Annotated in this window: 11 protein-coding genes and 1 tRNA gene; 3 read left to right on the top strand and 9 right to left on the bottom strand. The window is 39.1% G+C overall.

Going from position 1 to position 13,954, the window contains the following annotated elements; genetic code table 11:
* Nucleotides 1-186: 186 nt before the first annotated feature.
* The gene (locus tag EAL49_RS02995) at nucleotides 187-1,944 is read left to right on the top strand and encodes a dentin sialophosphopreproprotein (protein ID WP_120828849.1); all 1,758 of its coding nucleotides are present in this window, start codon (nucleotides 187-189) and stop codon (nucleotides 1,942-1,944) included.
* A 376-nt stretch (nucleotides 1,945-2,320) separates the two neighbouring features.
* Here the strand turns inward: EAL49_RS02995 and tlpC are convergent, their stop codons facing one another.
* The 9 genes from tlpC to fabD form a co-directional block, all read right to left on the bottom strand.
* A complete protein-coding gene (gene tlpC, locus EAL49_RS02990) occupies nucleotides 2,321-4,342 on the bottom strand; it encodes a methyl-accepting chemotaxis protein TlpC (protein WP_120828847.1) in 2,022 nt (673 codons plus the stop codon).
* A gap of 149 nt (nucleotides 4,343-4,491) precedes the next feature.
* Nucleotides 4,492-4,881, bottom strand: a complete 390-nt coding sequence (rpsI, locus tag EAL49_RS02985) for a 30S ribosomal protein S9 (protein WP_001227269.1) — start codon at nucleotides 4,879-4,881, stop codon at nucleotides 4,492-4,494.
* Nucleotides 4,878-5,303, bottom strand: a complete 426-nt coding sequence (gene rplM / locus EAL49_RS02980) for a 50S ribosomal protein L13 (RefSeq protein ID WP_000167671.1) — start codon at nucleotides 5,301-5,303, stop codon at nucleotides 4,878-4,880. The genes rpsI and rplM overlap by 4 nt, the downstream gene beginning before the upstream one ends.
* Nucleotides 5,304-5,655: 352 nt before the next feature.
* Entirely contained in the window at nucleotides 5,656-5,844 is a 189-nt protein-coding gene (locus tag EAL49_RS02975) for a DUF5408 family protein (RefSeq protein ID WP_001178802.1), read from the bottom strand.
* Between the two features lie 6 nt (nucleotides 5,845-5,850).
* Complete coding sequence (locus EAL49_RS02970) at nucleotides 5,851-7,203, bottom strand: FAD-dependent oxidoreductase (RefSeq protein WP_000061447.1); 1,353 nt, start codon at nucleotides 7,201-7,203, stop codon at nucleotides 5,851-5,853.
* A 53-nt stretch (nucleotides 7,204-7,256) separates the two neighbouring features.
* The gene (locus EAL49_RS02965) at nucleotides 7,257-8,630 is read right to left on the bottom strand and encodes an SH3 domain-containing C40 family peptidase (protein ID WP_120828845.1); all 1,374 of its coding nucleotides are present in this window, start codon (nucleotides 8,628-8,630) and stop codon (nucleotides 7,257-7,259) included.
* A 19-nt stretch (nucleotides 8,631-8,649) separates the two neighbouring features.
* The gene (gene rpoD / locus EAL49_RS02960) at nucleotides 8,650-10,689 is read right to left on the bottom strand and encodes an RNA polymerase sigma factor RpoD (RefSeq protein ID WP_120828843.1); all 2,040 of its coding nucleotides are present in this window, start codon (nucleotides 10,687-10,689) and stop codon (nucleotides 8,650-8,652) included.
* A 194-nt stretch (nucleotides 10,690-10,883) separates the two neighbouring features.
* Nucleotides 10,884-11,579: a 5'-methylthioadenosine/adenosylhomocysteine nucleosidase gene (locus EAL49_RS02955; RefSeq protein ID WP_120828841.1), complete on the bottom strand. Its 696-nt coding sequence runs from the start codon at nucleotides 11,577-11,579 to the stop codon at nucleotides 10,884-10,886.
* 10 nt (nucleotides 11,580-11,589) lie between these two features.
* Entirely contained in the window at nucleotides 11,590-12,519 is a 930-nt protein-coding gene (fabD, locus tag EAL49_RS02950; RefSeq protein ID WP_033601527.1) for an ACP S-malonyltransferase, read from the bottom strand.
* A gap of 131 nt (nucleotides 12,520-12,650) precedes the next feature.
* Here fabD and EAL49_RS02945 point away from each other — a divergent pair.
* Both EAL49_RS02945 and EAL49_RS02940 read left to right on the top strand, forming a co-directional pair.
* A tRNA-Ser gene (locus EAL49_RS02945) sits at nucleotides 12,651-12,742 on the top strand.
* A gap of 216 nt (nucleotides 12,743-12,958) precedes the next feature.
* Nucleotides 12,959-13,954, top strand: a complete 996-nt coding sequence (locus tag EAL49_RS02940) for an HTH domain-containing protein (RefSeq protein ID WP_120828839.1) — start codon at nucleotides 12,959-12,961, stop codon at nucleotides 13,952-13,954.

Genomic DNA, 13,954 nt, shown 5'->3' with positions numbered 1-13,954 from the left:
TGTTTGTTTTGTTGTGTTGGGGGGTTAGGTTTTTGTTTAAGAAAGTTTTTTAAAAACTAAAGAAGCGTTTAAAACAGAACCTTTTGTTTTGGGATTTGATTTTTTACTTTGGCTTGTTTTCAAAAGTCATTTTGATTTCTAAAAATAGTCTATAATGCTCGCAAGAGATATTTTTTAAGGTTATCAATGAAAGCTATAAAAATACTTTTTATAATGACACTCAGTTTGAACGCTATCAGCGTGAATAGGGCGTTGTTTGACTTAAAAGATTCGCAATTAAAAGGGGAATTAACGCCAAAAATAGTGGATTTTGGGGGTTATAAAAGCAGCACCAAAGAGTGGGGGGCTAGCGCTTTAAACTATATCAATGCGGCTAATGGCGATGCGAAAAAATTCAGCGCGTTAGTGGAAAAAATGCGTTTTAACTCTGGCATCTTGGGGAATTTTAGAGCGCATGCGCGTTTGAGGCAAGCCCTAAAATTGCAAAAGAATTTGAAATATTGCCTTAAAATCATCGCTAGGGATTCTTTTTATAGTTACCGCACCGGTATTTATATCCCCTTAGGCATTTCTTTAAAAGATCAAAAAACGGCTCAAAAGATGCTCGCTGATTTGAGTGTGGTAGGGGCGTATCTTAAAAAACAACAAGAGAATGAAAAGGCTCAAAGCCCTTATTACAGGAGCAACAACTATTACAACTCTTACTATAGCCCTTATTATGGTATGTATGGCATGTATGGCATGGGCATGTATGATTTTTATGACTTTTATGATGGCATGTATGGCTTCTACCCTAACATGTTTTTCATGATGCAAGTTCAAGATTACTTGATGTTAGAAAATTATATGTATGCGCTCGATCAAGAAGAGATTTTAGACCATGACGCTTCTACTGACCAACTTGATACGCCTACTGATGATGACAAAGACGATAAAGACGATAAATCCTTACAACAAGCAAATCTCATGAGCTTTTATCGTGATCCCAAATTCAGCAAAGGTATTCAAACCAACCGCTTGAATAGCGCTTTAGTCAATTTAGACAACAGCCGCATGCTCAAAGACAATTCGCTTTTCCACACTAAAGCCATGCCCACTAAAAGCGTGGATGCGATAACTTCTCAAGCCAAAGAGCTTAACCATTTAGTGGGGCAAATCAAAGAAATGAAGCAAGATGGGGCGAGCCCTAGTAAGATTGATTCAGTGGTCAATAAAGCTATGGAAGTGAGAGACAAATTAGACAACAACCTCAACCAACTAGACAATGACTTAAAAGATCAAAAAGGGCTTTCAAGCGAGCAACAAGCTCAAGTGGATAAAGCCCTAGACAGCGTGCAGCAATTAAGCCATAGCAGCGATGTGGTGGGGAATTATTTAGACGGGAGTTTGAAAATTGATGGCGATGATAGAGACGATTTGAATGATGCGATGAGTAACCCTATGCAACAACCTGCGCAACAAACGCCTATTAACAACATGGACAACACCCATGCAAATGACAGCAAGGATCAAGGGAGTAACGCGCTCATAAACCCTAACAGTGCCACTAATACCGATGATGATCACACTGACGACACTCACACCGACACTAACACCACAAACGATACCAGCACCGCTGACACCCCCACTGACGATAAAGATGCTGGCGGCATGAACAATACCGGCGATATGAATAACACGGACACCGGCAACACGGACACCGGCAATACTGATAACGGTAACACTGATGATATGAGCAACATGAACAACGGCAACGATGATGCGGGTAACGCTAATGACGACATGAGCAACGGCAACGACATAGGCGATGACATGAACAACGCGAACGATATGAACGACGACATGGGTAATGGCAACGATGACATGGGCGATATGGGGGATATGAACGATGATATGGGTGGCGATATGGGGGACATGGGGGATATGGGCGATATGGGGAATTGAGATTAACCCCAAGAATATCAAAGAGTGATAGCCAAAACTTTAATGAATATTTTTATAGTAAAAATGATTCTTTTAAGGTGGTAGGGGGTATTTTGCGATGAACACCCCTTTTAACCCCCAACTAACTCCCCTAAGAACGCTTGTTAAAATCCAACCAAAGCTTTTATCAAACTAGCACAAAAAACCCCATCCTTTAAGGACACAAGATGCAAGCGCACAGCCGTTAGGCTCTATTCAAGCTAAAAGATGACAAAACACCTCTTTTTAGGCTAGGGAATGTCTTTGCAGACTTTAAGCCTTTTATATGAGCGTTCGTTAGAGCGTTTAAGCTCCTTGCTTTAGGCGGTTTTATATTTTAGACGCTCAAAATTAGAAATTAAAATTTCTTCTTGCTCACATCTTCTAAAATATCTTGGGAGATCCCATCAATTTTAGCGCTGACTTGTAAGGAATGGTTAGCGATAGTCAAATTATCCTGCACATCTTGTTGCAAGGCGTTAATGGAGTTGTGGATGTTTTCTACGCCCTTGTTTTGCATTTTGATAGACTCAGCGTTATCGGCGATGCTTTGAACGAGGATATTAATATTGGCTTCAATCTCGCTGAGGGATTTTTGCGTCCTTTCAGCGAGTTTTCTCACCTCATCAGCCACCACCGCAAAGCCTCTGCCATGCTCGCCCGCTCTTGCGGCTTCAATAGCAGCGTTTAGGGCTAATAGATTCGTTTGATCAGCGATGTCTCTAATCATATCCACCACGCTTTTAATGTCTTCGCCTTGAGAGATCATCTCTTGGCTTTTAGAATCAATTGTTGTGATAATATTAGTGATTTCTTCTAAGGATTGGGTGGTGTTTTTCAGGCTTCTTTCTTGCTTGTGGGCGGTTTTAGTCAAGTTATCCACGCAAGTTTTTAAATCTTTGGATTCATGATTGAGCGCGTTCGCAAACCCTAAAGAAGCTTTAAGCATGCTAGAAATTTCTTGCCCTAAAGTGTTGAGTGCTTTTTCCATGTTGGCTTTAGGATTTTGGATATGGTGGGTGAAATCCAGGTTTTTATAATGCTCTAGGGCGTTATTTAGGGATTCAATATTGGCGCCAATTTGGTTACGAAAATACTGGATAATGCTATTAATCGTATTTCTTAAAGCTTGCAAATCTTTATTTTTAGGTACGCATGCGATTTCTTGCGTGAAATCCCCACTTTCCACAAAATTAGCCACTTCAATGCTGTTTTGAATGGCTTTATTATCGGCTTGAATGTTTTCTTGGGTTTTAAGAATGTTTTCATTGATAGAAGCTTGCATTTGCCCGATTTCATCATAAGCGCTTGGGGGCGTTAGGCTTATGGCATGGTTATTTTTGGGGTTATTAAGCAGGTTGAAAAAATCATTTAGGGTGTTATTGACCCTACTGATGCGTTTGGTTATGAGATTAGAAATGATGATAAAGACTAAAAAGGCTAACACCAGCACGCCTACAATCAAAGTGGTGATAATAATGAATTTGGTGTTTGTCGCTTCTTGAAAGACTAGAGATTTGTTAATGTATTTCCCAATCGCCCAACGCCAATGATTGCCATTATTTTCTTTTCCTTCAAAAAAATCAAAGGGCTGTATGGCTAAAAAGGTTTCTGTATTCCCGCTCAATGAATGGTAGCTCAAAGTGCCCGCTTCGTTTTTGTCATAATACTCCACAGCCTTAGCGACTCTTCTATCCGGATTGATAGCGCTTAAAATCTTATCTTGGATCTCACGATTAGGGTTGATTAAAAGCCTGCCGTCTTTCCCCATTAAAAAGGTGTTGCTCTTATTTTGGCCTATTACATCGGTATAAAAAGCGTCAATGTTTAAAAAGAGGTTCAGCGCGCCCATAACATTTTGATTCTTACCCATTAGGGGGAGGGTAATATCCATGCCATAGATTTTATCGCCATTAACCTCCTTATAATAGGGATCTGAACGGGTTATACTTTTGAGCGAATGGATTTGATTAATCATGTTTTCATTGAGCGTGGTATTAGGGTAGGCGATTTTTGAATCCATGTTCATTGCAGTGATGACTCGTTCGTTATCATTCGTATAAATTGCGCTAATCAATAGCACATGGGGGTTTGCCAACAAAAACTCAGAGAGCATGCGCCTTTTTAGGGTGTCATTAATAGCGTTATTTTCATCGCTTAAGAATTTTTCAAGGGTGTTAGCGCCAATAAAAATGCGCTTCATAATGCCTTGAATCTTAAAACTGACTAACTGAGCCTTTTTTTGCAGCAATTCTGTGGCTTGGCTTTGCAACACGCTTTCAACCTTGTAGCTGATAATAACGCCCATAACAGCACTAATGATAATAACGACCGCACACACCATCATGACAATTTTAGAACCAATTCTTGTAGATTTCATTCCCTTTGCCCTTTTAAAACGAATTGATAGAGAACGATTATTATACATTATTTTGAAATTTTAATAAAACAAGAGAGAAAAAAAGCAGAAAATAAAAGAGAGCCAAAGCCCTCCAAAGCTCCCTCAAAGAAGAGCTAAAGAAATAAAAATTACCTTTTAGAGAATTGCGGGCTTCTTCTGGCCTTTCTTTTACCATATTTTTTGCGTTCAACCACCCTTGAATCCCTAGTGAGCAAGCCCTTAGGTTTTAAAATGGCTCTAAAAGCAATATCATAAGCGTTCAAAGCCTTAGAAATGCCATGCCTTAAAGCTTCCGCTTGCGCTGAGTAGCCCCCACCAAAAACCACCGCTTTAATATCCACAGATTGCTCTTGTTTGGTTAAAAGCAAGGGCTGCATGACCTTCATTTTAATGGCTTCATGCCCGCCTAACCATTGATTCAGGCTCTGCTCATTGATACTCAATTCGCCTTTACCCGGAGTGAGCCACACTTTAGCGATAGCGGTTTTTCTTTTACCGGTAGCATAGATTTTTCTCATTTAGCGTCCTTTTTGCTAGTTTGTGCGGTGTGAGGGTGCTTATCATCACGATAAACTTTGAGTTTTTTAATCATCGCTTTCCCTAATTTCGTTTTAGGGAGCATGCCCCTAACGGCTAAGTGGTAGAGCTTTTCAGGGGCTTTTTCTAGCATTTCTTGGAGAGTCTTGCTCTTGGTGCTGCCAAAATAGCCTGAATGGGTAAAATACTCTTTATCCTCTAATTTCATGCCTGAAAATTTAACCTTATTGGCGTTGATAACCACCACAAAATCCCCACAATCCACATTAGGGGTGTAAAAAGGGCGGTGTTTGCCTCTTAAAAGCACAGCGATTTCAGTGATCAAGCGGCCAAAAACTTTGTCTTTGGCGTCTAAAACGACCCAATCACGAACGATGTCATTGACTTTAGCAGTCTTTGTCATGAGAATCCTTTGATAAAATTAAAGCACCCATTATAAGGAAATAAGCTTAAATATTGCTGAATTTAAGGAAAGTTTAAAGTTTGAAAATAGGGTTTTTTAAAAAATTTGTTTGATTGCTTTTGATTTTATAGTCAAACTCATTTCTTAAGTAAAATTCATTTCCTTAAGGGGATAGGGAGGTATTTTACAATAAACCTCCCCTACAACCCCAACTAAAAACCCCCCAACCCCAAAAGACCGCTTTTTAAAGAGGCTATCACTTGCTTACGCAAGCTCTTTTATTGTATTTATTTTAAAAAATGCCCTTAAGCTTTTTTTAATTTTGTTACTCATGTTTAATAAGCCAAAGCCTTTATTTTTGCCCTTGATTGAGTCTTTCTTCTATTTTTTTGATTTGTTGGCTCATTTGAGCGCTCGCATTGATTTGATTGATGAGCATGTAAAGGTTTATCATCATCAAAAGCACCACCACAATCCCTAAAAAAAACACGATTTGAACGGCTTTTTTAGCGATTTCTCGGGCTTCTTGTTCGTTTTGCATGCGTTTTTAATTTTCCAATTCTTCTGGGGATAAATCTTTATAAAAGCGTTCTAATTCAAAGCTCTCGCCCAAATACGCAGCGATTTCTTGGGAATCCACAAGGGCGTTTTGCAAGCAACTCGTCGCGCCTGGAGAGGGGGTCATGTTAAAAGTGATGCCTTTATGGGTGCAAATCTTTTTTTCGCCTAATTCCAATTTTCGCTTGGTTCTGTCTAAAACTTGCGGGCGCACTTCGCCAAAACCATGAGCGTATTCTAAATCTTCTAGGCTAAGAGAGGGGATGATTTTTTGAGCGTCTTTTAAAAATTTCCTTTTACCGATAATAGGCAATTCAAAAACCATGTTTTTAAACACATAATTACGGATTTCTTTATCGCTCATCAAATCAAACGCGATCTTAAACACATCTTTATTCAAATCCATTTTTAGTAATTCCAAACTAATACCCTTAAGCCAACATTTGTTGCGCTCTAATTTAGGCATCGTTAAAGCCGTAGGCCCGATTCGTGTTTTTCCTTTAATGACAGCATCAGGGTCGCCATGTACGGCTGCAAAAGGGAGCTTGGGGTTTTGAACGGTATAGACCTTACCCCTTAATAAATCCGGCACAAAATAAAAGCTGCCCGCCACAGGCAAGCACCCTAAATCCAAGCCATAGCCCATGCTCTGAGCCAAAGGCAAAGCGTAAGAGCCGGCATTAACTAGCACGAATTTAGCATACACTTCTTCAGCGTCTTCTGAAATGAGCGCATAAGTGTCGTTGCGTTTTTCAATCTTTTTCACTTTGAAATTCAAAAACACCTGGTTGTTAGGCTTTAATTTTAAAGCTTCTTCAACGAAGTTTTCACTCAACTTCGCAAAATTCATGGTGCTCCAATCTTTTTGATAACCATGCCCGACAATGTTTTCATGCCTGTCTATGCCATTAGCCCCTAAAATCACATTAGGCTCTAATTCTTTAATCTTTTGCTTGTCAAATTCTTCTAGCCCCACAAAGATTTCTTTAAAGGATTCGTAGCGTTTTTTCATGAACTCGCATTCTTCATCGCCCACGCCTATAGCCATTTTTTGGGTTTCAAAAATTACTTCATTTTGCAAGCCTTTATTCAAAGCGTATTGTCTGGTTTTATAAGCGCTCAAACGCACTTTTTTAGCTTTTTCGGGAGTGTAATTCGTTTCAATAGAGCCATCATGAATGGTTTGTGAATTAGCCTTAGCGCTAGAGCTGATTTGAGCTAATTTAGAGCATTTTTCCACGATAGCCACGCGTTTTAAAGAGCTGTATTCGCTCAAAGTATAAAAGGTCGCGCACCCTGAAACCCCGCCTCCAATAATAACAGCATCAAATTCCATACTCATTGTCTTTCTCCAAATGTTTTAAATTGATAAATCGTAATCATAATATAAGAAAATCAATTCGCATTCAAAGGGCTTGAAGTTTTATTGACAAAATCTTTCAAATCGCTCATTCCAAGCACCCTATCAATCAACAATTTCTTTTTAGAAAACGCCCCATTATGTTCTTCCGCTAGCCATAATGAAGTGATCACCACGCCCCCTATTTTATGGCTCAAGGTTTTAAAATGCTTTTGGGTTTGCACCGACCAAATGCTGTGAGCGACTATCGCTTGATGGTTGTGTGCACCTAAATAGAGCATGATATGCCCTTTTAAATAGATGAGCGTTCCAAAAGGCGTGGCGTTTTTAAGGATGTAATCTTCTTTTTCTTTAGCTTTCATGGAGCTTAAATCCACATAATTGTTCGCATAACGGCTTTGTGCGTAGGAATTTCTGGGGAGTAAAATTCCAAAATTAGCAAAACTATCCCTAGTGAAAGCCGAGCAATCCCTATTACCTAATAGTCCACCCCAGCCGTATTTTTGCCCTAGCATGGTGTCTATAAAATACGCCATGTTCTCGCTGTTAAAAACCTTAGGGAAAACAAAAAAATCCTTTTCATCTAAGATCACGCTTTGTAAAGTTGCATAGCCCTTAGCGTCTCTCAAAAAACCATAGGCTTTCAATTCCTTTTTTTGGGGGTTTTGAGATGCGTTTTGACTTTGGGGGATGAGAGTGAACAATTCGCCCACCCTAGCATCGGTGTAAAAATCCCCATAGTCTGTATAAAGGGGGATTTTATCTTTTATAGGCATGACATAATTTTTAAGCTTGGTTAAAAGCTCTATGTCTTTATCGTGCATATAGCCTAAATCGCTAACTTTGATCCAACCATAAACAAAACTGCTTTGAATGTGGGCGTAAGTTTTATCTAGATTAAAATGCGTGATTAAAACCGGCGTGCCTTGAAAAATCAGCGAATTTTGATACCTGTCAAAAGGATAGCCTTTTGGAGAAAGATAAAAAGGTTTGTTAGTAGGCACAGCCCTAACATCGCTATCTCGCACCACAACAGCCTTAATCTTAGCGCTCGGGTAATGCTCAATATCCATGCTTTTAATAAGCTTGTCATTGAAAGCTTTTGCGTTGGGTTTTAGATCTTCGCCATAACCGGTGGATTTATTCATTTCTTTGAGGATCCAAAACACTTCTTTTTTATTGCTTTTGACTTTCGCATCTAGCCATGGGGAATACCACGCTTTGAGATAGCTCTCTTTCAGATTTTCTCTTAACGCTTGGGGGTCAATGCTTTGGTTGTTGTTACTGCCATTTTGAGAGCTTGCAAGATAGCTTGAAGCCTCTTGGGGCAAGGATAAATCTTTGAGCGTGAAATCCTTTTTTGTGCAACCCACAAACAAAAACAAGAAAACTACAAGAAAATAACGCATGCTTTAGAGAACCTTAACATCAAATGCGCAAATAGTTTCTCAAAATGCGCCCGTATTGCGGACTTCTCAATTTTTTGATCGCAGAGCTTTCAATCTGGCGCACCCTTTCTCTCGTAACATTCAATTCCTTGCCAATTTCTTCTAAAGTTCGATCGCTTTCATCGTCTAAAAGCCCAAAACGCATGCGGATCACCGCTTTTTCTCGCTCATTCAACTGATCCAAAACGCTTTCAATTTGCGCTTTTAAATCTTCGCGCATGATGTGATCAATGGAGCTAACGATATTTTTATCTTCCACGAAATCCCCAAATTTGCCGTCATCATCATTGCCGACTGGGGTTTCCAAACTGATAGGCTCTTTAGTCACCTTAATCACATTCTTCACTTTATCTAACGAAAGCCCCACTTCTTCAGCCACCACTTCCAAATCAGGCTCTTTGCCGGTTTCTTGAATGTGTTTGCGCATGACTTTATTGATGCGATTAATCGTGTCAATCATGTGAATGGGGATGCGGATAGTGCGGGCTTGATCGGCTATGGCTCTGCTGATGGCTTGTTTGATCCACCAGGTCGCATAGGTAGAAAACTTGAAGCCCTTTTCATGCTCAAACTTATCCACCGCTTTCATCAAGCCGATATTGCCCTCTTGAATCAAATCCAAGAAGGGTAAGCCTCTACTTGTGAATCGTTTAGCGATGCTCACCACCAACCTTAAATTGGATTTAGCCATTTTGTTTTTAGCGCGATCGGAAATCAATTTCCCTCTTTTGATTTGCTCTAAAATTTCTTTTAGCTTGTTAGGGTCTAAATCAAAACCTTCTTCGCTCGCTTCTTTAGTCAAAAAAAGCTTTTTAAGATCCATATACACGCTCACCATGGTCGCTTCTGGCACTTGAGCGATAATATCTTCTTTAGTCATGTTAGTGATATTAGCGAGGATTTTTTTATGGTTAGCGATGAGAGTGTCATTGAATAAGGGCAATTTGTATTCCAAGCGTTTCAACTCTTTTTCAAACCCATCGCCGCTTTTTAAAGTGGTCTCCATCGTTTTGACTAATTCATTAATCAGTTTGCTAGTAGGCTCTAAATCATAGAGTCTGTCTTTGAGCGTTTGGCGTTTGTAAGCTAGGGTCAATAAACGCACCAATTCGTCTTCTTTTTCATCTACAGGGGCTTCAAGGGCTTTGAGCCATTCTTTTTTAGCCTTATCTAGGGCTTTAAAGCTTTCTTGAACCTTTTCTACACGCTTCTTGTCTTTTTCGGAAACGACTTTTTTCCTTTCTTCGTTTTCTTCGTCTTCTTCGTTGTCGTCATCTTTTTTAGAATCGCTCACGCTATTTTCATCGTCATCATCAAAGCTCCTGAAAAGCTCTTTAACCCTTCGTTCACGATTGATTAAAGCGTCTTTATACGCATAAATAAAATCAATCAAATACGGCACCGAGCAGATCGCGTCTAAAATAATGTCTTCACCCAAGCGGATTTGCTTGCTCAATTCAATCTCTTCATCTTTGCTTAAAAGTTTTATATCCCCCATTTCACGCAAATACATGCGTACCGGGCTATCGCTCCTGCTCCACTCTAAAAAATCCTTTTCTTTCAAAAAGTCATAGCCATCTTCTAATTCTTCATCTAAAACTTTTTGCTTTTCTTCGGTGTTTTTAATCTTGTCAATCGCATTGAGTTTTTTAGCGTATTCTGAAGAGCTGACCAATTTCTTTTGGTATTTTTGGCACAACTCTTTGATTTTTTTGATTTGGGCTAGAGTGGGGACTTTCGCGCTGATTTGAATGATAGACTCATAAGAAACACAATCGCTTAAGGAATTAGCGAACAATTCTTCTAACGCTTCATTAAAACTAAGCTTTTTAATAGGAACAGGTTCTTTCGCTGTTTCTTTGACTTTGCTTTCTTTGGTTTTATTTTCTTTAATTTTGCTCTCTTTGGCTTTATTGCTTTCTTTAGCTTTGTTTTCTTGTTTAATTTCTTGTGTGGCTTCTGCTTTGGCTTCCTGTTTAGCTCTTTTGGGGGCTTTTTCTTCGTTAGCTTTCTTTTTCATTGGACACTCCATAAAATAAGAACCCATGCTTTCAATCAAAAGCTAGATCCATAAGATAAGATACACCTAATCCTTTGTTATTTTACTAAAAAATAGCTTAAATTCTAATTATAAAACGAGTTTAAAATAAAATTTAAAAACCCCCATTTTTTAAAAATAGGGTTTCAATTGTTTGCGTTTAATAAAAACAAACCCTAAAGCTTATCCACCATGCTTTTTAAGAATTTCGCTGAAGTTTGAGCGCTTTTTTCTAAAAATGCATCAAAGCTAATGTCGGCTTTTTCATCGGCGTTATCGCTAATGCTCCTTAAAACACAGCATGGCACGCCAAATTTTTGGCACACAAACGCCACGCTCGCCCCTTCCATTTCCACCGCGCTCGCCTTAAACTCGCTAGTTAAAAACTCTTTTCTTTCCTTGCTATGGACAAACTGATCGCCTGATGCGATGACGCCTTCTTTGAGCGTGATATGTTGCTCGCTAGCGATTTTTTTAGCTAGGGCGTTTAAATTTTCGCTCGTTTCAATAAAAATCGCGCTTTCTGGGATAAACCCCAAAGGGTGATCAAACGCGCTCAAATCCACATCATGCTGGACTAATTTTTGAGCCACCAACAAATCATTGATTTTTAAATCTTTAACTAAGCTTCCAGCCACCCCACTAAAAAGCACTTTTTGAACGCCAAACGCTAAAATCATGCTCGTCGTGGTTAAAGTGGAATGCACCTTGCCAATTTTGCTATAAGCGACAACGATTTCTTTATCATTATAAACGCCTTTATGGAAAACATTCCCTCCTAAAGAAACCTCTTCAAAACCCACGCCAAACAATTCCAAGATAGGGGTTATTTCTTCTCTCATTGCCCCTAAAATGCCAATTTTTTGCACCACTCTCTCCTGATCACACGTATTCTTCTAAAAACTCAATGGCTTCATCAAGCCCCTTATTATCCCCTACGCTTATAGTGGGCTTGTTGCTCAAGCGCTTGTTAAGCCCTTTTAGCACACTCCCACAGCCTAATTCAAAAAACGCATCCACTCTATCGCTATTAGACTTCACGCAATCTTGATAACGCACGGGCTGAGTGAGTTGCAAGCTCAACAATTCAACGGCTTTTGCTTTATTATAATACGCTTCGTTAATCGCATTGGAGATGATTTCAAAATTAAATTTATCTTTCAAGCTTTTTTCTAGCAATTCCTGGAATTTAAAAACCATAGGCTCTAAAAAGGGGCAATGGCTCGCCACGCTCATTTCTAAAAAGACCACTCTTTTAGCCCCCATTTCCTTTAAAGTCGGCTCTAGGGCTTTCAAATCGTCTTTAATCCCGGCTAAAACCACTTGCATGCCGCCATTGAAATTCGCGCACCACACGTTTTTAGTTTTTTGACACAGACTCAAAAGGCTTTCTTCAGAAACGCCTAAAACGACCATCATGGACGCATCTTTATTCGCGCACGCTTCTTGCATCATTTTGCCTCTTTGGTGCGTGAGTTTCAGGGCTTTTTCAAAATCTAACGCCCCGCTCAAAGACACTGCACTCACTTCACCGAGAGAATGCCCTAAAGCAAAAATGGGTTTTAACCCTCCATTTACTTGTTTGTTAAGCAATTGGTAAGCGATATAGCTCACTAAATAAATGGCAGGCTGGGTGTAAGCGCTCTCTTTTAAAAGATTATTTTCTTCAAAAAGCGTTTTTTTCATATCCACTTTAAGCGCGTTAGAAGCCCTTTCAAACAATTCTTTAGCCAGAGTGTAGCTGTCATAGAATGATTTCCCCATTCCTATACATTGCGAGCCTTGCCCTGGAAATAATAGCGCGTATTGCATGCGTATCCTTAAAAAGTTTATTTTAGTTTGTAGATTAAGATTGTAATATAAAAGCCCTTAGTTTTGTTTAGAAACCATTAAAGTTTAAGGTTTATTTTAACTTATTTTTACTATAATTCTACTTTTTACAAGGACAGGTGGGTGAGTTGGCTGAAACCACATCCCTGCTAAGGATGCGTAGCCGTCAAGGTTACCGAGGGTTCGAATCCCTCCCTGTCCGCCAGCCTTTTTGCCTTTAAAAACTTTTTGTTTAGAATGTATTGATGAGACATTATAGTTTCTAAGCATTCCTTTTACGACACTCCTTTTACAGATTTTACAAATACAATACTTAGGTTGGGTGAAGAGAGACACCCAGCCTAAACCCTATATCTACTGCGGTATTTTCAAACATTTTGAGTATAATTGTTTCCACTACAATCATAAAAAAGAAAAGAACATGACTAACAAAGAAATAGGTAAAAAAGTTTTAGAACAAGCAGAAAGGCCTTTGAGCACTAAAGAAATTTTTGAGAGAGCTTGTGAAATGGGATTGGATAAAGAACGCCCAAGCATAGGAAAAACACCTTGGTCCACACTTGGAAGTGATCTTGGTAAAGATAAGAAGCAATTTTATGTTGCACGCAAAGAGGGAGGAGCCTTTTTCTATTGGCTCAAATCTCGTGAAAGAAAATTTCCACCACAAGAAACCCTAGATGCTAAAGAAGAATATGATGAACAGAGCGAGTGTTCAGGCACAGCCAAAAAACAAAAAAACTCTTTTCATGAAAGGGATTTGCACCCACTGCTTGTGAAATTCCTTAATGAAGATTCAAAGTTCAAGCTCCTATGCAAAACCATCCGCCATGAAGAATGTAAAAAAGGCGAAGCGGGCGAATGCAAGTGGAATTATCCTGACATTGTGGGTGTGTATTTTCCCTATGATAAAGATCTTAAAAGTAAATATGAAAAAGAAACTTTGAAATTTTTACACCATAACGGTCAAAAAAGACACAAGCTTTTTTCCTTTGAGCTTAAAAAAGAGCTTAGTCTTTCCAATTTAAAAGAGAGCTATTTTCAAGCGGTGAGCAATTCTAGCTGGGCTAATGAGGGGTATTTGGTGGTTTTTAAGATTGAATATAAAGAAAAAAATGAAATTTTGGATGAATCAAAACGGCTCAACCAAAGCTTTGGTATAGGGGTTATCAAACTAGAATCTGAGATTTCAAACTCTAAAATCTTGTTGCCAGCTAAAGAAAGAGAGATTGATATACCCACACTTAACATGCTTATAGAACAAAGTCCGAAGGATTTTAAGCCTTTTATGGAAAAGATTAACAAGCAAATTGAAAAAGGACTTGATACGGCAGTGGATATAGGGGAGTTTTTTGATGAAGTGCTTGATGATGAAGCAATGCAAAAATACATTGAAAAGAAAGGCATTAAAGCAGAATAA

The organism is Helicobacter pylori, assembly GCF_003637665.1.
Lineage (GTDB): Bacteria > Campylobacterota > Campylobacteria > Campylobacterales > Helicobacteraceae > Helicobacter > Helicobacter pylori_CK.
The sequence above is the reverse complement of the archived record's forward strand: the minus strand, read 5'-3'. Positions and strand labels throughout refer to the sequence as shown.

What these genes read in the sequence shown, in the direction of transcription:
- EAL49_RS02995 (WP_120828849.1), top strand. Translation starts at nt 187, where the DNA reads ATGAAAGCTATAAAAATACTTTTTATAATGACACTCAGTTTGAACGCT.
- tlpC (WP_120828847.1), bottom strand. Translation starts at nt 4,342, where the DNA reads ATGAAATCTACAAGAATTGGTTCTAAAATTGTCATGATGGTGTGTGCG.
- rpsI (WP_001227269.1), bottom strand. Translation starts at nt 4,881, where the DNA reads ATGAGAAAAATCTATGCTACCGGTAAAAGAAAAACCGCTATCGCTAAA.
- rplM (WP_000167671.1), bottom strand. Translation starts at nt 5,303, where the DNA reads ATGACAAAGACTGCTAAAGTCAATGACATCGTTCGTGATTGGGTCGTT.
- EAL49_RS02975 (WP_001178802.1), bottom strand. Translation starts at nt 5,844, where the DNA reads ATGCAAAACGAACAAGAAGCCCGAGAAATCGCTAAAAAAGCCGTTCAA.
- EAL49_RS02970 (WP_000061447.1), bottom strand. Translation starts at nt 7,203, where the DNA reads ATGAGTATGGAATTTGATGCTGTTATTATTGGAGGCGGGGTTTCAGGG.
- EAL49_RS02965 (WP_120828845.1), bottom strand. Translation starts at nt 8,630, where the DNA reads ATGCGTTATTTTCTTGTAGTTTTCTTGTTTTTGTTTGTGGGTTGCACA.
- rpoD (WP_120828843.1), bottom strand. Translation starts at nt 10,689, where the DNA reads ATGAAAAAGAAAGCTAACGAAGAAAAAGCCCCCAAAAGAGCTAAACAG.
- fabD (WP_033601527.1), bottom strand. Translation starts at nt 12,519, where the DNA reads ATGCAATACGCGCTATTATTTCCAGGGCAAGGCTCGCAATGTATAGGA.
- EAL49_RS02940 (WP_120828839.1), top strand. Translation starts at nt 12,959, where the DNA reads ATGACTAACAAAGAAATAGGTAAAAAAGTTTTAGAACAAGCAGAAAGG.